Here is a 20,387-nt window from a genome sequence, read left to right as displayed (position 1 = left end):
CTATCCGCACAGGTATCAGGTCAGATGCCTTATTTTTGCTTCTGGTCGTTTTTTCGGCCAAGCCAGGACTCCATCATTAAAATAAGAGATACACCTTTGCACTCTTTTTGCATAGGATGAAGGGTAGATATTTGCCCAGGCTTTGGGAAAAAGCTGTGGAAAGGGTGAGAAGGTTCGTGTGCGGAATAACTGGCTGGGTCGATTTTAAAGAGGATGTAAGCCAAAAAACGGGCATCTTGGATGCCATGAACAAAACTCTTGCAGCCCGGGGCCCGGACGCGGAGGGGACCTGGGTATCCAAACATGCGGCACTGGGGCACCGGAGATTGATCGTCATTGATCCGGAAGGCGGGATCCAGCCCATGATAAAACAAGTGGGGAATCGCAAGTTTGTGATCACCTACAATGGCGAGCTTTACAATATGCAGGAACTCCGCCTCAAGCTGTTATCTTTAGGGCATCAACTGACCAGTCGCTCTGATACGGAACTTATCCTGACTGCCTATGCAGAGTGGGGCCTTGAGTGTCCAAAACATCTCAACGGCATTTTTGCCTTTGCCATTTGGGATGAGGCACAGCAGCAACTGTTTATTGCCAGAGACCGCATCGGAGTGAAGCCTCTTTTCTATACACAAGCGGGCAACTCTTTTCTGTTTGGTTCGGAACTGAAGGCACTGTTGGTCCACCCTGAGGTTCAACCGCAAATTGACGATGAAGGGTTAGCGGAAATCTTAATGATTGGACCGGCACGTACTCCGGGTGTGGGTGTTTTTCGCGGAATCAAAGAGTTAAAACCGGGGCACTGGTTAAAAGTAAACCGGGACGGAATGGTGGTGAAGCCGTATTGGGAGCTGGTCAGCCGCCATCATACCGATGATTTTGAAACGACGGTGGTCAGAGTGAGGGAGTTGTTCCGGGATGCCGTACGAAGACAGCTGGTTTCAGATGTACCGATCGGCACCATGCTTTCCGGCGGTTTGGATTCCAGTGCCATCTCCGCCTGCACAGCTCAGGTATTTAAAGAAGAGGGGCGTGGGGTTCTCCATACCTTTTCAGTTGATTATCCGGATAATGACAGGCATTTCAACCCCAATGAATTTCAACCCAATCCGGATGCTCCATGGGTCCGAATCATGTCAGAGTATATCGGTTCACACCATCATACCGTTTATATTGACAATCATGAGCTGATGGATACATTGAACCGGGCAATGGAAGCGCGTGACCTGCCCGGAATGGCCGACATCGATTCTTCGCTCCTGTTATTCTCCAGGGAGATTAAAAAGGAGTTAACAGTGGTATTATCGGGAGAGTGCGCTGATGAAGTGTTTGGCGGCTATCCATGGTTTCACCGCGAAGAGATGGTGAATGCGGACACCTTCCCATGGTCACGCCTTGTTGCTGACAGAATTCCCTTTATCTGCCCGGACATCGTCTCACGCATCAAACCGCTGGATTACGTAGAAGCGTGTTACCAGGAAGCACTGGCCGAGGTGCCGCGCCTGTCAGAAGACAACACCATTGAAGCCAGGATGAGAGAGATGTTTTATCTCAATCTCACCCGATGGATGCCCACTCTTTTAGACCGTAAAGACCGGATGAGCATGGCTTTTGGCCTGGAAGTGCGTGTCCCGTTCTGTGATCACCATCTGGTGGAATATGTATGGAATATCCCCTGGTCGATGAAAAGCTACGGCCACCGGGAAAAAGGATTGTTGCGCCACGCCCTCAAAGGGATCTTGCCGGATCAAATTATTGAGCGGAAAAAAAGCCCCTATCCGAAAACCCACCATCCGGATTACCTGCGAACGATGCAAAGTCAGGTTATTGAGCTGAGCAAAGACCCAAACGCTCCCCTGTTCCAGTTGCTCGACCGGAAGGCTGTCCGCCAGTTTGCCGAACAAGACTTGTCCAAAAAACACTTTCCCTGGTTTGGACAGCTGATGAATGTACCTGCACTTTTGGCTTATTGGCTTCAGCTGAATGAGTGGCTGGTCAGATATAAAGTGAGAGTGACATAGTAAAGACATTCATAGTAAACCCAAAATCTTGATGGGATGGCCGTATGTTTTAAAAGGGAAATATCAAATGAGTTAGAAAAAGCGCTATCTAAAATCCAGATAGCGCAACTACATTTTATTGAACATATGAACTAATCTTGTATTCCACTTCCGGCGAAACAGAATATACTCCGCCCAAGATATATGCTTTATCCAACTTTGCCTGGTGTGTCTGAAGATAAGACTCAACCGATGAGTCCAATCTGGTACTTGGTGTAAGCAAGATCGGTGCCCCTGTCGCAGAAGCGAGTGGCCCTCCGGATAAGGCATCAGCAAAATTATCTCCGCGGGCAAAGACAGTGGTTGCCGGATTCAAGTTGAAGTAGTTTGCAATGTTTACACCTACTTCAAATCGGTTTGCTCCGCTGATACGGGTAACCGATTTTCCGGAATTGGCCAAAGATGTTTTCACTGTATCAGAAACGGTGGCCGGCCCGCCAACGATCACGTATTTCGTAATCTCCGGGTGCTTGTCGATAAAGGATTGAATTTCTGCTGGAATCTTATCTGTAGATACCAACAGGATCGGCATTCCGTTTTTTCCTGCAACGCCTGATACAGACAAAGCATCAGGGAAAGTTAAACCACTAGCGATAATCGCTGTGTCATTGGTGCTCTCTGTCATCACTTTTTCTGCTACCGAAGCGGATACAGCAAAGCGGTTGGGACCATCAATCCGTTCAACCGTGTTCACACCCAGACTTTTCAGCTGTGATTCCACATCGGTCGAAACAGAACCGGTTCCTCCTAGAATGATGGCTTTGGCTGGCTTGCGCCGAGTAATTTCCTCTTTAATCTCCATTGGCAGAGAAGAAGTGGAAGTTAACAGGATCGGTGAGTCTGTTTTCCCCGCCAGAGGACCACCGGACAGTGCATCTGTGTATAAATCTCCACGCGCAATCACGACCGTATCGGACGCAGAGCCAAGGGAGTCAATCTCTTTACTGACATTTGCCGATACCGCAAAACGGTTTGCTCCGTCCAGACGTTTCACGTTTTCCGAAGTTTGCATGGCTTGTTTTACATCGGCCGCCAAATTGCCGTTTTGCAATTCGGGTTTAATATAGGCGCCGGGGCAACTGGTTGATGCTCGCGGCAACAATCCATGGCCCGTCAAGGTTGGTAGATTATAGTCCACCTTGGGCACATTCGGGTCATTATACTCATAATTGCGAACAAAATCCTTCTTCGCTGTTGGGTCAATATTCCAGTAACCTGCTTCATAGGCCAGCAACTTGACCAAAGATGCACGTGCCTGAGAGGCAAGCGGTTTTTCATTGTAGTTTCCAATCATAGAAACGCCAAAGGTGCCATAATTGAAAGAGTAGGCGTGACCCCCGACAACGCCTTCTGTCAGTATGTCTCCGTCTTTCCCTTTGCGTCCTTCATAGATGGTGCCGTTCGGTGCGATTAATGCATTATATGCAATATCACCCCAGCCCCGGCCCCCTTGATCCTTTGGCTTTGCATGAAAAGCATAAATTGCGCGAATCGTTGACTCATAATCCGTATCTGAATTGGAAGTGGCGCTATGGTGAACCACCATATGCGTGACGGTGCGATACTCACGCGGCCACACTTCCTGGTTATTGGAGTCATAACGCAGGGATTCATCTGCTCCCCAATTCGCACGGCTCACCACGTTTGGCTTGTTTACCGCCGCCTCGGCAGAATCAAACAGCGTCTCCCATACCGATTTCTTTTCTTCCACTTTCTTACCGTCGCGGGAGTTTACAAAGAAGATACGAATATCTTTCACGCGTGGTTGAACTTTAGCTTTCCCTTCAAGCTCTACGCGATATTGTACATAGTTTGCCCGATCGGCAAATACAAGGTTACTGTAAACTTCTTCCTGGCCCGGATGGGAAAACTCATCGGGTTCCGCTGCTTGCCATGCAGTCCATTTCTTCCCGTCAACAGAAGTCCGAACTTCAACTTTAATCAATTTGCGGGCCTCTTTTTTGTTGGCGGAACGGTTTCTCCACTCTACAGCAAAGTAGTTAAATGGAAACCTCGATTTGATTGCTTTTGAAGTAAAATACCCTTCTTCATTAGCATCTACCGTCAGCACTGCTTGTTTTGCTTCGTTTTGAAAGCGGATGTTTTGTGGCGTCCCTTGATAATCCTCTTGCAACTGGTGACGCACTAAACCGGTCATCGGCTTAACTACCGTTGCTTTCGCCCAGCTTGATGGAACAATGGGGAGAGAAAAAACCGCCGCTGCGGCAACCCCTGCAGCGATAATAAGTCCTGCTTTTCCTTTAAAACTCATTCCATTCCTCCTTATTTTTGTTGTAAGCACAATCTTTTAGGATAGTATACATATCTTATGAATAACAACGGTTCTATTTAATAGATTCGTATAAATGGGACTTTTTGAGTCCAGAAAAATTTCTTTTCAATATTTGGACACAATTTAAAGCTAATTCAACCAGACTGATTAATTGTTGGGGATAACAGGGAGTCGACTTTCCATATTTGTGACCAAAATATTGTATAATACCATTATGAATTTATCTAAACCTATAAACCATTCTGTCTTAGAGATTCATAGATCTATTTCGCTCAAAATGGGAAGGCATGGCCTGGTATAGACAGAAAAATGATAAGAGGAGGACTACTGATGTCAGGTGTCTCTCAATTGGCACGTGTAGACGTCGTATATACCTTAGTGGTTGATAAGGAAAAGGAAAAAGTGTTGATGGTCTTAAATAAAACAGCCTGGAGCCTTCCCGGCGGAAAAAGGGAAGATGGCGAAACACTCGGGCAAGCGGCTGTTCGTGAGGCCATGGAAGAGACGGGCTTCGATATTAAGATCGGGGAAATTGTTCATATTTCCGAGAAGTTTGTCAGGGATCACGCCCTGTTTATTACATTTCGCGCCGAGATTGTCGGGGGCCGGATGCAAACAGATGATTCAGAAATTCAGTGCGTTGAATGGAAATCCATTGATGAAGCCGACCGGTTAATGCCTTATTACCATGGTATAAGGAGTTTGTTAAAGAATTCTGCTCCCTATCACATTGAATAAATAAAAGGGCAAATCGCCAGCAGGTGTTGCGTTTATGCTGAGAAAAAGTTAAACTATAGTGGTAAATTGTTTTATCTGCGCCCGTAGCTCAGCAGGATAGAGCAATGGTTTCCTAAACCATGTGTCAGAGGTTCGAGTCCTCTCGGGCGCGCCAAAAGTTGAAAGTTGCCTTGTGTTCATTACATTGTGCTTCGCGAAAGGCTTTTTGAACACATTGGTTTCAATCGGAAAATCACAGTGCGATCCTCAGACGCCTTCTGATGTTACGAATGGAGGGCGTCTTTTATTTATGCGTCGAAAAGGCCAATACAAGGACAAAACGGGCTTTCCTCTTCTACTTCACGGCAGCCCAGCAGCATGACTCCGCAGTGTTTGAGAACTCTGTCTATTTCCCGGGGATATTGAATTCCGCTGATCATCAGCGAATTCAATGTAGAATTGCCTCGCTTTTTCCCTTGTTCCGTCTTTTCCGCTGGGTCGGCAGCCAAAAATCGCTCCCCAGAAAACCTGCCTCCCCGGCATGATTAAAACTTTCATGCCAAGGTTGTGTCTCCCAGGTTATGAGGGATTTCTGTGAAAGAATGAAAACAGGGAGGAGATCCTCACCTGGGGGAGAGGGAATACCAGCTGGTTATGTTAAGACAAGCCTGTTTTTCTTTGGCTCAGCAAATGAGGCAAAAATACTGTAAAATGATAAATACAGAGTTTTAAACATACGAAGCAACACGGTGAAAATAGATGGAATCATTGGAGGATCAAGGAATATGCGTCACGAGAAGGTAGAGGTTATCTTTCAGGCAGCAGTGGAAGTGTTTGCGGAGAGCGGGTTTGACCAGGCAAAGATGGATGAGATCGCCCAGGCTGCCGGGGTGGCCAAAGGTACGATCTATTACCATTTTAAGAGTAAAGAAGAGCTTTTTGTTGGCTTGATGAATGAAGGGATGGAAAAGCTATCTGATTGCGTACGGCGAGGGATTGCTTTAAAAAAATCACCATCTGAGCAACTGGAGGCCCTTCTTCATGCTCATATTCTTTTTTTTGTTAAAAACGGAAAGCTGGCCAAACTTCTGCTCAATGAGGCGTTTGGCACGAAAGAACGGCAGCGGCAATTTCGGACTAAGATTCGCGAGTATTTGAATTTGATTGAAAGCGTTTTGCAACAGGGAATCGAACAGGGCGAGTTTCAAATGGCTCATCCCCGTGAAATGGCCAGTGCTATTTTTGGTGCGGCCAGTGTGGTTGTATTACAAAAAATCTACAGCCTGGAAGAGAACCAGAGCGAGGAAATTGAAGCAACCGCCCCTACCATGATTGAGAGTGTGCAGCAACTCGTATTTCATCCGCTGATAAAATAAACAAGTTTGATACAAAATCCCTTGAAATCACAATTAGGAGTAGTATAATGTCAATTGTACTGACCGGTCAGTTTAGAATTTCCTGGATGGAGGTGTGTACATGATGAGGGAAAAAGTGAAATCATCCGGGTTTTCTACGGGCTTAACCGATTTGCAACATTTGTGGGCAAGCCGGTCCATGCGCTTGGGATTGCTCGGGGTGCTTGCAATCCCCCTGGTTTACAGCTTTATTTACCTTTGGGCCTTTTTTGATCCGTATGAAAATATGAAATACTTGCCGGTGGCAATTGTTAATGAGGATCATGGGGCGGTAAAAGACGGAAAGCAGATCAATGCCGGTAAAGAGCTGGTTCAGGAATTAGAGAAAGATTCCAAACTGAAATGGGAGTTTATCCCGCGCACTCAGATGAAAAAAGGCCTGAAAGAGGGAGAGTACTATATAGCCGTTGTGATTCCGCGGGATTTTTCACAAAGAGCGGCTTCTGCAGACAGTCCCGCCCCTTTGAAAGGACAGCTTCAGTATTACTATGATGAGAGCAATAATTACCTTTCCGGGCGAATCGGTCAATCAGTCATCCGGGAATTGGAAAACACATTGGAAGAGAAATTGACTCATGTTTACATTGCAGAGATTTTTAATAAACTTAAGAAATCGGCCGAAGATTTAGCCAGGGCCGCCGACGGAGCCGCCACACTGGCTGACTCTGTCAAAAAAGCGGAGCAAGGAAGCAGAGAGATCAAAAGCGGGATTCATCAATTGCAATCCGGGGCTGACCGGCTTTACACAGGAACTCATCAATTGAGCCGGCATCTGGCTGCGATGAACCGGGAGCTGGTAAAGACCAAAGGCGAGATCGCAGGGCATCGGGAACAGATCAAAAAAGTGCAAACCATGATCCATCAGTTAAATGAGCAAATACAGATCATCGCCAAAACGGGAAAATGGCCCGGGCAAGATTCCCGGATTTACGCGATGGAAGAGACAATCAGCCAGATAAACGGGAACAATGACCAATCCGGGAAATTGTTGCAGGAGCTGATCAAGGATCACCCCGAGTTGGCCGCAGACCCGCATGCCAAGCAATTAAAACTGGCATTGTCCACAGAGGCAAAGCAGCATCAACGTTTGCAAAATCAGCTCAGTGAGATGAAACAAAAAGAGAATAGCCTTCCTTCCGACCTGAGCCCGGACGAACTGGCACAGATCGCCGCTCGTTCACAAAAGCTGACGGATGATCTGGACCGGGCGATTGCAAGCATCGATAAGCTCGATCAATTGGTAACCGGCACCGGGCAGTTGCTGCAAGGTGCACAGCGGCTGGAAGCGGGACAAAGCCGCCTGATCGATGGCTTGAATCAATTGGAAACAGGAGCCATACAGCTGCAAAAAGGACTGGGGAACATTGCATCGGGACAATATCAGCTGGCGAACGGGCTCCATGACGGGGTCAATGCTGCAAATAAAAATTTAACATCTGCCAAAGAAAAGGAAAATATGATTGCAGACCCGGTAAATGTACAGGAAGAATCGCTCCATCCGGTACCCAATTATGCCACCGGATTTGCACCCTATTTTCTTTCCTTATCTTTATGGGTAGGAGCGATGTTTTTATTTACGGTGATTGATCTGTACCGGGTGTTGGATAAACCGGGAGGAGAGCCGCTCTCTCTGGCGTCAGGTGCCATCATCGGGGCTGCCCAGGCGGTGATCTGTTCTTCCGCCATCATCTGGGGCCTTGGTATTAAGCCTGAATTGCCAACCCAATTTTTCCTGTTTACGATTGTTATGTCTCTCACTTTTATCTCTCTTAACCGGATGCTGGTTGCACTGATGAAAAATGTGGGCCGATTTTTGGCTATTATTTTTCTCATGTTTCAGCTTACGTCCAGTGCGGGTACCTATCCTCTCCCGCTCCTGCCGGATTTCTTTCAGGGCCTGCACGCCTATATGCCGATGACCTATTCGATCCACGGCTTAAGAGCGGCTCTGTCGAGCGGAAATATACATGCTGTATTCCAGGATAGCTGCATTCTGCTCGCATTTATGAGCGGTGCTTATATGGTGACCCAAATTTATCTCAGATGGGTAAAACCCTGGATCAAAAGAGCGGTGATTCCAGGCTTAAAAAGAAGAATAGCAGTATGATGCAATCAAGCCTCATTGATTCCGCTGCTTAGAATCGGAACACACAAAAATATAAAAGAAAAGCGATACTCCTTCATGGGAAGCCAGGGTATCGCTTTTTTATCTTAATGGAAGGATATACTGTTGGCATAGAAATTGAATTAATAAATGCCAAAACGTAATATTTACGATTTACAATCAAATAAAACCAGGATATAATGTAATAGAGTTAAAGATAAAACGGAATGTTTTCATTTAGGAGTGTTATAGAGATGAGCAAACGAATTGTTGGATGGGTCGCTGTAATGCTGCTCGCGGTGACGGCATTGGCCGGCTGTGGTTCTTCCACTACCGCAACCAAAAAAGATGACAGTAAGCTTCAGATATATACCAGTCTTTATCCGCTGGAGGACTTCGCCAAAAAAATCGGCGGCAATCATGTGCAGGTCACCAATTTGGTTCCGCCCGGCACAGAATCCCATGATTTTGAGCTCTCCGCGCGGGATATGGCAAATCTGAGTGAGGCTGATGTATTTATCTATAACGGTGCGGGATTTGAGCCCTGGGTTGAAAAAGCTGTCCAATCCCTGGATCAGGATCAAACGGTGATCGTGAACAGTACGGAAAAAATGGATCTGATCCCGGTTACCGGACAGGAACATGATCACAGCCATGAAAAAGGTAAACATCCCCATGATCGGGGAAACTTTGATCCCCATGTGTGGATGGACCCCACTCTCGCCAAGCAGGAGGCATTAAAAATCCGTGATGCCCTGATCAAGGCTGATCCGACACACAAAGCTGATTATGAAAAAAACTATTCTGTCCTGGCGGATCAGTTTGACCAGTTGGATCAGGAGTATATGGAAATGGTAAAGAAAGCTCCGCGTAAGGAATTTGTTGTCTCCCATGCCGCTTTTGGCTATCTGGCAAAACGTTACGGATTGCAGCAAATTGCCGTTTCAGGCATCACTCCCTCCGATGAGCCAAGCCCCAGAGAGTTGCAGGAAATCATTGAGACGGTCCGCAAACACGATGTAAAGGTGATCCTGTTTGAAACACTGGTGAGCGGTAAGGTTGCCGAAGTTGTGAAAAAAGAAGTAAAAGCAGAAGCGCTGACTTTAAATCCACTGGAAGGTTTAACAAAGGAGGAACTGGACCGGGGGGACGATTACTTCTCAGTTATGAGAAAAAATAAAGCCCATTTAGCCAGGGCTCTGGGTGCTGCCAATGAGTAAACAGATCATTCAAATGAAACATGTCCATTTCTCCTATGAACATCAGAAAGTGCTGGACGACGTCAATCTTACATTAATGGAAGGGGAATTTCTCGGGATTATCGGGCCAAACGGATCGGGGAAATCAACCCTGATGAAGTTGATCCTGGGGTTGCTGCGCCCGCGGCAGGGGGAGATCAAAGTGTTCGGCCAGCCGGTCCGGCAAATCAAAGACCGCTCTCGCATCGGCTATGTTTCCCAGAAATCCAACAGTTTTAACCGTGGATTTCCCGCCACTGTCCGGGAGGTTGTCGCATCTGGACTGGTGGGGAAGCTGGGGCTTTTCCGGCGTATGAAAAAAACGGACTGGGAACGTATCGATCAAGCGATTGACCAGGTTGGTTTAACCCCGCTTGTGAAAAGAAATATTGGCAAGCTTTCCGGTGGTCAGCAACAGCGCGCATTTATAGCAAGATCCTTGGTCAGTGATCCGGATTTATTGATTCTGGATGAACCGACAGTGGGAATTGACGCCAAATCAGCGGAGCAATTTTATGAAATGCTGGCCCGTCTCCACCGTGACCGGAGATTGTCCCTGATCCTTGTCACTCATGATATCGGTGTGGTCTCCACTTATGTGGACCGGGTCGCCTGTTTAAATAAACGTCTGTTTTTCCATGGAAATCCGCGTGATTTTGTTGAACGTCAACAAGAGATTTTATCTGCCGCTTACGGGTATGAAGTTCAAGTGATGGAGCACCATCATTGACCATTTCTTGTCCGGAGTTTTAGGAAGAGGAGGTATGCGCCTGACAGGGGTGCTCTGGGGACTATGCTTGAAATTTTATTTCGCTATGATTGGATGCAACATGCCCTGATTGCGGGCATGATAATCGGACTGATCTCTCCCCTGGTCGGTGTCTATCTGGTAGTGAGGCGTTTATCGCTCATTGCCGAAGCACTATCCCATGTTACATTGTCCGGAGTAGCGGCCGGGCTGCTATTGCAAAAGGAGGTTGCCTGGTTCCAGCCAGTGAATCCTCTCTATATGGGGATCGGGTTTTCCGTTCTGGGGTCATTGTTTGTTGAACAGATTCGGCGGCTGTACCATTCTTATCAGGAATTGGCCATTCCCATCATGCTGTCCGGAGGGATCGGTCTGGGTGTCGTACTGATCAGTGCGGCGGACGGCTTTAATGTGGATATTGCCGGGTACTTATTTGGCAGCATTTTAGCGGTTGGCAAAGAAGAGTTAATCACCATTGCAGTGATCGGGGTGATTGTGCTTCTCTTTTTCTTTGCTTTTTACAAAGAGCTGTTTGCTCTCTCTTTTGATGAGGAAAATGCAATCTTAACCGGAGTTCCCCGCCGAACAGTTAATTTACTCTTTATCGTGATTGTAGCTCTGGTCATTTCAGCGGCGATCCGGGTAGTAGGAATTTTGCTCGTTTCTGCTTTAATGACAGTTCCGGTTGCAGCCAGCCTGCAATTTACCAACAGTTTTCGGCAAACGATTGTCTGGTCGGTTATCTTTTCGCAACTTGCGGTTCTGAGCGGCTTATTTGCTGCTTACTATCTGGATTGGGCCTCCGGGGGAACCATTGTACTTGTCTCAATCCTGATTTTGCTTCTGGTGCTGGTGATCAAACGAATTTATTTCCTGCTGAGGAGTGCCTAAATAGGAGAAGTAAGATAGAATAAGCTTATAGATCAGTGAACATTGTTTAAAGGCCAAAGTCGATAAAACAACGATTTACCTTGTTTGGGAGCGAGTTCTATGAATTTGAAACAAGCGTTGGACTTGCTGAAGAAAAATGGATACAAATATACCGGAAAACGTGAGTTAATGGTTCACATTTTTCAGAAGCAGGGCCGTTACCTGACAGCCAAAGAGATTTTGGACTACATGCAAAATGATTACCCCGGCCTCAGCTTTGATACCATTTATCGAAATTTATCCCTGTTTGAAGAGTTGGGGATTATTGAAGAGACGGAGTGGGATGGAGAGAGGCGTTACCGTCTCAGATGTGACGGGGACTCTCACCATCATCACTTAATCTGTACGGAATGCGGGCGAACCCGCACCATTCACGTCTGCCCGATGAATGCGATCCTGGGGGAACCGGATAATTTTGAGATCACCGGGCATAAATTTGAGATCTACGGAAGATGCACCGATTGTGTGGATGAAAAACCATCACTGACAGACTCCCATTGATACAAACGATCCATAAAAGAATGCAACTGACAGACAGGGCAGGAGAATCGGTTCCTGCCCGCTGTTTTTTTATCCGGAACAGCCGCTTTTGCCAACAAAACCCCGCTATAAAGCCAGCGGGGAGTTTGTGTTACATCTCATCAGTTAACATCATGCGAAGCGTTAGAATCAGTTAAAACGAACTGTAAAATAATTAGAAAATTATGTATAATAAATAGTACCTCTTAAATAATCATTATTTAGGGAAAATGGGGGGAAGTGCTGTTCATTAAAAAAAATATACTGATTTTTGTATTGATGGTCATTACTGTGCCCTTAGCCGGTGAATTGAAACTTAACCCTTTTAACGATGATTATCGCGTTAGTTTCAGCATCCCCGTTTTTTTCTTTTTCTTATTATGGATCAGAAAAATATCTCCCATCTTCTCAGGATTTGTGATCGGCGTATGTGTGGTGGCGTTTCGCATGGCTCTGGAGTTGTGGAATGGGGGAATTGAATGGGGAGCTTCTTTTAACATTTATTTTCCTTCTTTTTTGTATTATTTTATTTATGGTTGTCTCTTCTACTTCGCAAAAATCAACCATTTTCATCATCGGCCGCTGGTCGTGGGACTTTTGGGAGTATTGGTGGAAGCGGGAGCCAGTTTTGCGGAACTGCTTACCCGATATTCTATCATAGAGAAAACCATCACTTTATCGATTATCGGTAAAATCATTGTTATTGCCGTTGTTCGCAGCTTTTTGGTTCTCGGCTTTTTTAACCTGATTAAGCTTCGCCAGGAAAAAGAGGAAAATGAACAAAAGATGATGCTTATTTCCAATTTGTTTGAAGAAACCATTCAATTGCGGAAATCATTGCAAAATGCTGAAGAGATTACCAGAGATTGCTATGATTTATACAGGAATCTAAAACACCACAAACCCCTCGACGGGATTGGAGAATACACACAAACTGCCTTGCGGATTGCCGGGCAGGTACATGAAATAAAAAAAGATAATCAAAGAATTTATGCAGGGCTTTCCAGGCTGATTTCCAGACAAAGCTTAACCGATTATATGAGCATCAGGGATCTGGGCGGCATTGTGATCCGAACCAATCAAAAGTACGCTCGTTTATTGGATAAAAATATTCAATTTTCGCTCTATATTGAAGGCTATCATCCACCTTATCATATTTATTCCACTTTATCGCTGATGAATAATCTGGTGTCAAATGCCGTAGAGTCGATCCGGGAGAAAGGGAAGGTTGAAATCGATATTTGTAAGGATGGAGAATGGCTTGAATTCCGTGTCAGCGATGATGGCCCCGGAATCCCGGAAAAAAATCAGGAACTTATTTTTAAACCCGGATTTACCACAAAATATGACCTTTCCGGCAAACAGTCCACAGGGATCGGTCTTTCTTATGTGAAGGAAATGGTTGAACAATTAAACGGCACGGTCTCCGTACAGAGCCGGACAGTCAATCCTGAAACCGTTTTTGTGATCCGATTGCCGGCCGAAAGTCTTGTGGAGAAAGGATGAGGCGATGCGTTTTTTTATCATTGATGATGATGAAGCGATTCGTTCGATGTTGGCGCAAATCATTGAGGATGATGACCTTGGGGAAGTAGTGGGGGAAGCTGAAGATGGCTCTTTGGTTGATGCTTACCTGCTGAATGGCAGAAAAGTGGATATTCTGTTCATCGATTTAATGATGCCGGTACAGGATGGCATTGAAACCGTGCGGCTATTGGGTTCTTTTGCCGGAAAAATCATTATGATTTCCCAGGTTGAATCCAAAAATATGGTTGGTGAAGCATATTCGCTGGGAATTGAGTATTATATTACCAAGCCGATCAACCGCCTTGAAGTGCGGGGAGTCATTCAACGAGTAGCGGAACGGATGCGCCTGGAAAAATCGATCCGTGACATTCAGAGGTCATTGAACGCCCTGACGGGAAATCCAGCCGAACAACAAGCGACATGTACAGAGAAAAATATACTGACCTCCGGAAAGCTGGTTTTATCGGAATTGGGAATCCTGAGTGAAACCGGGAGCAAAGATTTACTGGAAATCCTTTTGTTTCTCTATCAGTATGAAAAAAAGAAGCCCCTTGGACACGAGTTTCCTTCGCTGAAAGATATCTTTTTAACTATAGCGGGGAGAAAACTGGGGAGGTCGGCGAATACAGCAGAATTAAACAGGGAGATCAAGGCTTCCGAACAACGGGTCCGCAGGGCTGTGATTCAATCTTTAAATCACCTGGCTTCCATCGGTCTTACTGATTATTCCAATCCGACATTTGAAAACTATGCTCCCAAGTTTTTTGATTTTACAGAAATCAGGAAAAAGATGCTTGAATTGGAGAATGGGACCAAGTCTGTTCAATCACCCATTCGTCTCCATACCAAAAAGTTTATCCAGGCTTTTTATCTGGAGTCAAAACGGTTAAACGAACAGGAATAGCGGAGGCGGCTCCATATACAGGGGACTTGTAAAGGGATTTTCATTTGCCGGATCTGTTTATATAATCTGGAACAATTTTTTTGTGAAAAAAAAGGATCAAAATGTATATTTATGTAGGTTTTTATAGGTTGAACTATAAAATAAAATCAATCTTCTTCTCTAAAAAAAGGGATGGAGAGTTTGCGTTTAAGGGGGCTGAAACAATGAGAAAATTTGGTTTGGCCGTTCAAGTTGTGATTGGAGTTTTGCTGGCGATGATGGTTGTATCAATCTTTATGCTCGTGCAGATGATGCAATTTGTATGCCATTCATAATAATAAGTGCGACTCAACCCTGCAAGCCTGCATGAAGAATGGACTTCAGTATACCATCCTTAGATGGGAAACAGCATAGCCGGAAAAATCCGGGCTGCTTGCAGGGGGGATGCCGCACTTGTTTACATATTAGGCAGGAATGCTGTTTGGCCTTATGCCTTGCCATTGCTTTGCGGCTAAGATGACGGGTGACCGAATGTCAGCGGCTGTTTCAACGATTGCCTGAATGGTTTCAAGGTTATGGATATTAAAAGCGGGAATGGCATATTGCTCTCTTTGCGCGCGGGCTAACATTTCGCGTGTAGACGATTTTTGACTCTTTTACAAACTCCATGTTCCGGTTCCCCCTCTCTTAATTTGCAAAAGGATGAATATGAACACCTTTAACCACACGGTTCACAGTCCCGCTTGGAGACGGATTGTCCGGGTCGATTCCAAGAGAGAGGGAATTGAACATTGCAAATAACTGTCCGTATAACAAATAATCCAACGCAATAAAATGATCCTCCAAACCGGAATGTTCCGTCTCTGAAACCACCAGCACTTTCCCGCACCATTCATACAATTCCGGCTCATCCCCGTAAGTGATAGCGACAATCGTTTTGTTTCCGCCGTCGCTGTGTAATTCCCGCAATAAATCAAGATCGTACCGGCGTGTATAGGGGTCGTTGGACAAAAACACAAAGATTAACGTTTCATCATCAATCAACGACTTGGGACCATGGCGAAACCCTAAAATCGATTCCCAGAATGTCGGAATGATTCCGGAAGTCAGCTCCAAATTTTTCAAGCAAGTCTCTTTGGCCAGCCCTTTTAACGTGGAAGACCCCAGGTAGACAACCCTTTTCTTATTTAAACTGACAAGCTCCTGCACTTCCTTCAGCTGCTCATTTAAAATTCGCTGTGCATGGTTGGCGATTTGTGCAGCTTTTTTCTTCGCCGCTTCTAAATCGTCCAGGTCAAACAGCAGAAGTGCCGCCAGATACATGCAGCTAAATGAACTGGTCATCGCAAAGCCCAGATCGTTTGATTCCTCCGGCATATAAATCACCAGGCTATTGCTGTTGGACGAGGCTTTTTTCGCGAGACTTCCCTCACGGTTGCATGTGATCACGATTTGATAAATATCTTTGACGATTTGCTCTGCCAGATCATAGGCACCGACAGACTCGGGGCTGTTTCCGCTTCTGGCAAAAGAAACCAGGATGGTGGGGATATGTTCATGCAGATAATCCATGGGGTTTGCCACAATGTCCGTTGTCGGAATCGACTCTGTTCGGTTGGGGATTTTCCGGCTGACACAGGGGGTGACGGTATCCCCCACATAAGCGGATGTACCCGCTCCGGTAAAAAGCACCCGGGCCTTTTTCCTGATGAGCGGATCATGGAGAAAGGCTTGAATCTCTTCTTTTTGTTGCTCAATCATGTTGACGGTTTCCCGCCAGAGCTTTGGCTGCTGGAAAATTTCCTTCATCGTATGCCGGTTGCCGTCTGTATTTAATTGATCCATAGAAATTCTCTCCTTTATGATATCATCACGTCATTACCAGTTGAACCATACGTAATATCAGTTTTCCAGGCGTACGCGATATTTAAATTTATCGCCGCGGGCAATCGTATTGGTATACTCGATGATTCTGTCGTTCTCATATGTAAACCGCTCAATTTTTAACGACGGGACCGAAACAGGCATATCCAGCAATTCAGCTTCATGCGCCCTTGTGACCAGTGGTTGGAAAAATTCTTCCGCCATCGATATTTTGCTTTGAAACCGTGTTGTAAAAAGTTCATACAAAGCAGTTGTTTCCAGATCTTCTCTGGTCATGTCCGGAAAGATCTCATACGGAACATATGTTGTTTCAAGCATCATCGGAACCCCATCCGCCAAACGGAGCCGTGAAAATTTGTACACCTTTTCATTCTCCGAAATCCCCAGCTTACGTCCAATCTTTTGCCCGGCTGCAACGATGTCAAATGATAACACCCGGGAGGACGGCGTTTTGCCCAGTTTCTTCATTTCTTCGGTGAATGAGTAAAAGCGGATTAAGTCTTGATGCATCTTTTTGGGAGCGACAAAGGTTCCTTTTCCATGCGCTTTGTAAATATAACCCTCGCGCTCCAATTCAGTGACCGCCTGCCGGACGGTCGTTCGGGAAACGTCATACTTTTGGCAGATTTCCCGTTCAGACATCAGCTGATCATTTTCGTTCAGTTCGTTTTCAATTTCATCAAGCAAAATGTCCATTAACTGAATATAAAGTGGAATACGGCTGCTTTTGTCAATTTTTTTCATTGTGCACCTTCACATTTTCCATCATCTTTGAGTGGATATCCCGTCATTATCAGTTTAACGATCATAATGAAAAATGTAAATGTTTTTTGTGATAAGTACATTTGGGAAAGTTCGCAATATCCTATTCCGGTAATGGCGGAACTTCAAATACATCAATACTTGGGTTAGTGCGGTTCCGCCAGCATAAATCCCCCATGATAGAAACGTCCCGCCCGAAGCATCCAAATACATCAGGCGGGACATGGATCAACGTACTTTTAATAAGTCTTTGACCTGTATCTTTGCCGATTTGAAAACGCCGCGCAAAACAATGACGTCACCGATTTCGGCTACTTTGTATGTGAATCCCTTGTAACAAATCGTGTCTTTCCGTTTTAAATCAGACTCCTCGATCCATATTTCATAAGATAAGGCAGGGTGTAACTCCGCTTGTCGTTTATACCACGGCTCCTCTTCTTCCCGTTTCCGCTCGGCTTCCTTTCGCGTTAAAAACGAACCCAGAGAAATCATCTTTCCAATCTGAAGGAGCAAACGATACTTTTTTAGCTTCACCATCTAAAACCTCCCGTTTCCTCTCCGGCTCCTATCCATCTCTAGTCCTGATCGTCAGGACTTGTCTGATCTGAACGAATCGTCGGCAGCCATTTTTTTCGTTCCGCCCGGCCCTTGATTAAACTGTTGTCAAATGTACGGGAAGTGCACCGCAAATCAAACATTTTTTGTAGCTCCCTGGTTACCACCGTAATTTGACTCCTCGAATAGCCCAGCTTTGCCAAAACATAGACAATGTAACTGACTGCCTGAATGTCAGAAACATAATGGACCGTTTCTTTTTTCGGCATCACTTTTTTCCTTTCTGTGGAAAGTCACCACTCTGCACTTGTGTTATAATGAAATCACCGTTTGCTTTTTTTGTGAGCCGATCACCATTCGGCTTCTTTTTTTATGCAAAAATCATCAGAAACCCGGCCCGCGAAAATGTAAACCCCTTCCTCAATTTCCGCGCTTATCAGGTCCAGAAACGAAATGGCAATCTCCACACCGTTTCCGATTTGGACATTTACCACGCTTCCCCTTCCTGACTGTCCTCCAACAGGCAGCCTTAGCATTGTTCTCACCTCCCTGAAATTTCCTGTGTTCAAGTGAATTGTAGTATAATTCAGTATAGTGGCTCAACACAAATTTAATTTAATATCATTTGATTGAATAGTCAGTTTGTATTTAATATCAGGTCCTAGAATATAGCATAAGAAATAGAAAGAAAGGGATTGCTTCAAAAAATTTTTCTTTAAATCATATATTCGGATCACCAGTTTATCCAGAATTATTGTACAATGGAAATAAAATACAATTTGATTTGGCGATAGGAGGAAAAATAATGTATTATGGACTTGAACCAAGTATTGTACGGTATGTAATTCGGAGAGTCAGGAAGGAGAAAAATTTACGACAAGAGGATTTATCGGACAATAAAATGTCTTACGGTACGATTTCGAACATTGAGCGGGGTGTAAATAATGTAGATGAAAGTATAGTTTTAAGGTATTTAGCTAAGTTAATGTTAACCCAGAAAAAACTTAAGGCACTGGTTACTGAAGAACAGGAACGGATTGAGTCGCTCGCTTTTCAGTTGGAATATATTGAGTCAATGTTTGATCATGGAAAACCAAAAGAAGCCGAGAAATTGTTAAAACAGCTCTCATTAGAAAGGTATCACCCATTAGCTCCGTATTTCACATATCTTGAAGGAAGGAATTTGCAAGCAAAAAAGCAATTTAAAAAAGCGAAGAAACAGTATGAGTTTGCTATTAGATTACATAATCAATATAAACTTTTTTACAGAGGTAATATTGTATCCATTTGCTATAATGAATTAAGTATTTGCAGTTATACCCAAAACGAAATAGAAAAAGCACTTGATTATGTAGAAAAAGGATTGGCTGCCTGCGATGAAAATAGGGAAGGCAAAGAAATTAAATATCCTTTAATGAGCAATAAAATACTTTACTTATTAAATATGTATCAATACGACGCAGCTAAACAAATTTTAGATGAACTTTGGACATTTATACCTCAAATCAGGAATATCTTCACCATTCTAAATATATATAAATTCCGTGCCATCATATTGCGGAAAATGAAGATGTACACAGAAGCAATTGATGTATGCAGAGAAGGAATTGACATAGCCCGACGAAATCAAGTTCAGAATCGCTATCTTGACTTAATCAATGTGTTAGGAAGTATTTATTTACTGCAAGCACAGTTAGAAAAAGCAATGCAATGTTTCGACATGGTAGCGAATTACGACCGTGACCAACACTTTCCCAGAAATTTAATCGATGCCCTTACATACTTGGCAATTATTCATTCTCATAAAAAATGTTGGAAAGATGCTGAACAGAGTATTGAACAAGCATTAGATATAGCTAAGGGAAATTCCCATTACCGACTCTCAAAAGTACTGATCGTAAGGGGGGACATACTTTCGGCTCAAAACAAATTTAAGGAAGCAATCCCCTTCTATCAGGAATCTGAACAAATAGCGGAAAAGAACGGGTTTAAAAGACGCCAATGCACCGCCTTATTGCAGTTGGCTACTTGTTTTGGTAATATGGGTCTAGATTCTGAATGTAGTAAGTGCATGGTAAAACTACTTAATCTAAAGAAAGAACTAAAGTTATATAGTGAGGATGATATCTATGCAATTGATGCATGATTTTGAACTTTCTTTGCATGCTATCTCGTTAGGTGACGAAGACGAGACAGATCGCCGATAAATAGGATGTCTATGAACAAAAACAAACCATTTTCCCGCTAATTAACCAGGCATGAAAGCACTGGAACAACGGGAAAATGGTTTTTCTTTTATCCAAATACCAGTATCCTTTATTTTATTCCGAGTTCATTCGTATGAGCAGCAGAATAATTAACATTAGAAAACAGATAAGCACTTGTCACCGTAAAAAGGTTGTCAAGTGCTTTAAGTTTGTATATTGACAGAGTGTGCATGAAATCGGATTTTTTCCAATGTAATTCATTCTTATTTACCCTAGTTGTAACTAGTGCCTATTCAAGGTGTAATCAAGAAGTTAATCTTCCATATTCCTGATGATATCTTGCAATTTAGCCAAAACAGCATTTTTATCTTTTATAGAGGTTGTTGCAAAATTAGCGTGAGAAGCTAGAATCTTAGCGGTTCCATGGTGCTTTTCTTGTGTTTAACCCAAGTTTCTTATTAACTAAGCGATTAAATAAATATACCAAAATCACCCATGAAACGTGCCTGTAGTATCTATAAAAGCCATAAAATCTAGGTTGTTCC

18 protein-coding genes, 1 tRNA gene and 1 pseudogene are annotated in these 20,387 nt (G+C 44.3%); 12 read left to right on the top strand and 8 right to left on the bottom strand.

The features are described 5' to 3' along the window. The first annotated feature begins 176 nt into the window (after positions 1-176). The gene (gene asnB / locus I8U27_RS06650) at positions 177-2,021 is read left to right on the top strand and encodes an asparagine synthase (glutamine-hydrolyzing) (protein WP_181751390.1); all 1,845 of its coding nucleotides are present in this window, start codon (positions 177-179) and stop codon (positions 2,019-2,021) included. Positions 2,022-2,136: 115 nt separating this feature from the next. On the opposite strand, the gene I8U27_RS06645 is transcribed toward asnB, so the two are convergent. Further along, positions 2,137-4,332 carry a cell wall-binding repeat-containing protein gene (locus I8U27_RS06645; protein ID WP_181751391.1) on the bottom strand — a complete coding sequence of 732 codons (2,196 nt, stop codon included), beginning with the start codon at positions 4,330-4,332 and terminating at the stop codon, positions 2,137-2,139. A 351-nt stretch (positions 4,333-4,683) separates the two neighbouring features. Here I8U27_RS06645 and I8U27_RS06640 point away from each other — a divergent pair, with 351 nt between their 5' ends. Next, on the top strand, positions 4,684-5,091 hold the full coding sequence (locus I8U27_RS06640) for an NUDIX hydrolase (protein ID WP_374057913.1): 408 nt from the start codon (positions 4,684-4,686) through the stop codon (positions 5,089-5,091). 77 nt (positions 5,092-5,168) lie between these two features. Further along, positions 5,169-5,245 (top strand) — tRNA-Arg (locus tag I8U27_RS06635). A 133-nt stretch (positions 5,246-5,378) separates the two neighbouring features. On the opposite strand, the gene I8U27_RS06630 is transcribed toward I8U27_RS06635, so the two are convergent. Then, positions 5,379-5,579 carry a hypothetical protein gene (locus I8U27_RS06630; protein ID WP_181751392.1) on the bottom strand — a complete coding sequence of 67 codons (201 nt, stop codon included), beginning with the start codon at positions 5,577-5,579 and terminating at the stop codon, positions 5,379-5,381. Positions 5,580-5,855: 276 nt separating this feature from the next. On the opposite strand from I8U27_RS06630, the gene I8U27_RS06625 reads away from it, so the two are divergent. From I8U27_RS06625 to I8U27_RS06590, 8 genes are all read left to right on the top strand, one after another. Beyond that, complete coding sequence (locus tag I8U27_RS06625; protein ID WP_181751393.1) at positions 5,856-6,446, top strand: TetR/AcrR family transcriptional regulator; 591 nt, start codon at positions 5,856-5,858, stop codon at positions 6,444-6,446. 100 nt (positions 6,447-6,546) lie between these two features. Next, positions 6,547-8,592: a YhgE/Pip domain-containing protein gene (locus tag I8U27_RS06620; protein WP_181751394.1), complete on the top strand. Its 2,046-nt coding sequence runs from the start codon at positions 6,547-6,549 to the stop codon at positions 8,590-8,592. 251 nt (positions 8,593-8,843) lie between these two features. Continuing rightward, complete coding sequence (locus I8U27_RS06615; protein ID WP_181751395.1) at positions 8,844-9,809, top strand: metal ABC transporter solute-binding protein, Zn/Mn family; 966 nt, start codon at positions 8,844-8,846, stop codon at positions 9,807-9,809. Then, on the top strand, positions 9,802-10,557 hold the full coding sequence (locus I8U27_RS06610; protein WP_181751396.1) for a metal ABC transporter ATP-binding protein: 756 nt from the start codon (positions 9,802-9,804) through the stop codon (positions 10,555-10,557). Before I8U27_RS06615 ends, I8U27_RS06610 begins: the two co-directional genes overlap by 8 nt. 63 nt (positions 10,558-10,620) lie before the next feature. After that, on the top strand, positions 10,621-11,466 hold the full coding sequence (locus I8U27_RS06605) for a metal ABC transporter permease (RefSeq protein WP_181751397.1): 846 nt from the start codon (positions 10,621-10,623) through the stop codon (positions 11,464-11,466). Between the two features lie 99 nt (positions 11,467-11,565). Next, positions 11,566-12,006 carry a Fur family transcriptional regulator gene (locus tag I8U27_RS06600; protein ID WP_181751398.1) on the top strand — a complete coding sequence of 147 codons (441 nt, stop codon included), beginning with the start codon at positions 11,566-11,568 and terminating at the stop codon, positions 12,004-12,006. Positions 12,007-12,303: 297 nt separating this feature from the next. Beyond that, positions 12,304-13,530: a sensor histidine kinase gene (locus tag I8U27_RS06595; protein ID WP_181751422.1), complete on the top strand. Its 1,227-nt coding sequence runs from the start codon at positions 12,304-12,306 to the stop codon at positions 13,528-13,530. A gap of 4 nt (positions 13,531-13,534) precedes the next feature. Continuing rightward, positions 13,535-14,455: a response regulator gene (locus tag I8U27_RS06590; protein ID WP_181751399.1), complete on the top strand. Its 921-nt coding sequence runs from the start codon at positions 13,535-13,537 to the stop codon at positions 14,453-14,455. Between the two features lie 485 nt (positions 14,456-14,940). On the opposite strand, the pseudogene I8U27_RS06585 reads toward I8U27_RS06590, so the two are convergent. The 6 genes and pseudogenes from I8U27_RS06585 to I8U27_RS06560 all read right to left on the bottom strand — a co-directional run. Then, positions 14,941-15,063 (bottom strand): annotated as a pseudogene (locus tag I8U27_RS06585) (class II fructose-bisphosphate aldolase); the annotation flags it as partial. 58 nt (positions 15,064-15,121) lie between these two features. Then, positions 15,122-16,279, bottom strand: coding sequence for an SIS domain-containing protein (locus I8U27_RS06580; protein WP_181751401.1), 1,158 nt, complete (start codon positions 16,277-16,279; stop codon positions 15,122-15,124). Positions 16,280-16,336: 57 nt separating this feature from the next. Then, positions 16,337-17,062 carry a GntR family transcriptional regulator gene (locus tag I8U27_RS06575; RefSeq protein ID WP_181751402.1) on the bottom strand — a complete coding sequence of 242 codons (726 nt, stop codon included), beginning with the start codon at positions 17,060-17,062 and terminating at the stop codon, positions 16,337-16,339. Positions 17,063-17,308: 246 nt separating this feature from the next. Further along, entirely contained in the window at positions 17,309-17,617 is a 309-nt protein-coding gene (locus I8U27_RS06570; protein ID WP_181751403.1) for a hypothetical protein, read from the bottom strand. A 38-nt stretch (positions 17,618-17,655) separates the two neighbouring features. Continuing rightward, entirely contained in the window at positions 17,656-17,904 is a 249-nt protein-coding gene (locus I8U27_RS06565; RefSeq protein WP_181751404.1) for a hypothetical protein, read from the bottom strand. Between the two features lie 81 nt (positions 17,905-17,985). Then, positions 17,986-18,171, bottom strand: a complete 186-nt coding sequence (locus tag I8U27_RS06560) for a hypothetical protein (protein WP_181751405.1) — start codon at positions 18,169-18,171, stop codon at positions 17,986-17,988. Positions 18,172-18,440: 269 nt separating this feature from the next. On the opposite strand from I8U27_RS06560, the gene I8U27_RS06555 reads away from it, so the two are divergent. Beyond that, positions 18,441-19,781 carry a helix-turn-helix transcriptional regulator gene (locus I8U27_RS06555; RefSeq protein WP_181751406.1) on the top strand — a complete coding sequence of 447 codons (1,341 nt, stop codon included), beginning with the start codon at positions 18,441-18,443 and terminating at the stop codon, positions 19,779-19,781. The last annotated feature ends 606 nt before the right edge of the window (positions 19,782-20,387 follow it).

Origin of the sequence: Paenactinomyces guangxiensis (assembly GCF_016055185.1) — a bacterium.
GTDB classification, from domain to species: Bacteria; Bacillota; Bacilli; order Thermoactinomycetales; family Thermoactinomycetaceae; genus Paenactinomyces; species Paenactinomyces guangxiensis.
This window is presented reverse-complemented; position numbering and strand designations above follow the sequence as displayed.

What these genes read in the sequence shown, in the direction of transcription:
- I8U27_RS06645 (WP_181751391.1), bottom strand. Translation starts at nt 4,332, where the DNA reads ATGAGTTTTAAAGGAAAAGCAGGACTTATTATCGCTGCAGGGGTTGCC.
- I8U27_RS06640 (WP_374057913.1), top strand. Translation starts at nt 4,684, where the DNA reads ATGTCAGGTGTCTCTCAATTGGCACGTGTAGACGTCGTATATACCTTA.
- I8U27_RS06625 (WP_181751393.1), top strand. Translation starts at nt 5,856, where the DNA reads ATGCGTCACGAGAAGGTAGAGGTTATCTTTCAGGCAGCAGTGGAAGTG.
- I8U27_RS06620 (WP_181751394.1), top strand. Translation starts at nt 6,547, where the DNA reads ATGATGAGGGAAAAAGTGAAATCATCCGGGTTTTCTACGGGCTTAACC.
- I8U27_RS06615 (WP_181751395.1), top strand. Translation starts at nt 8,844, where the DNA reads ATGAGCAAACGAATTGTTGGATGGGTCGCTGTAATGCTGCTCGCGGTG.
- I8U27_RS06610 (WP_181751396.1), top strand. Translation starts at nt 9,802, where the DNA reads ATGAGTAAACAGATCATTCAAATGAAACATGTCCATTTCTCCTATGAA.
- I8U27_RS06605 (WP_181751397.1), top strand. Translation starts at nt 10,621, where the DNA reads ATGCTTGAAATTTTATTTCGCTATGATTGGATGCAACATGCCCTGATT.
- I8U27_RS06600 (WP_181751398.1), top strand. Translation starts at nt 11,566, where the DNA reads ATGAATTTGAAACAAGCGTTGGACTTGCTGAAGAAAAATGGATACAAA.
- I8U27_RS06595 (WP_181751422.1), top strand. Translation starts at nt 12,304, where the DNA reads ATGGTCATTACTGTGCCCTTAGCCGGTGAATTGAAACTTAACCCTTTT.
- I8U27_RS06590 (WP_181751399.1), top strand. Translation starts at nt 13,535, where the DNA reads ATGCGTTTTTTTATCATTGATGATGATGAAGCGATTCGTTCGATGTTG.
- I8U27_RS06580 (WP_181751401.1), bottom strand. Translation starts at nt 16,279, where the DNA reads ATGGATCAATTAAATACAGACGGCAACCGGCATACGATGAAGGAAATT.
- I8U27_RS06575 (WP_181751402.1), bottom strand. Translation starts at nt 17,062, where the DNA reads ATGAAAAAAATTGACAAAAGCAGCCGTATTCCACTTTATATTCAGTTA.
- I8U27_RS06570 (WP_181751403.1), bottom strand. Translation starts at nt 17,617, where the DNA reads ATGGTGAAGCTAAAAAAGTATCGTTTGCTCCTTCAGATTGGAAAGATG.
- I8U27_RS06565 (WP_181751404.1), bottom strand. Translation starts at nt 17,904, where the DNA reads ATGCCGAAAAAAGAAACGGTCCATTATGTTTCTGACATTCAGGCAGTC.
- I8U27_RS06560 (WP_181751405.1), bottom strand. Translation starts at nt 18,171, where the DNA reads ATGCTAAGGCTGCCTGTTGGAGGACAGTCAGGAAGGGGAAGCGTGGTA.
- I8U27_RS06555 (WP_181751406.1), top strand. Translation starts at nt 18,441, where the DNA reads ATGTATTATGGACTTGAACCAAGTATTGTACGGTATGTAATTCGGAGA.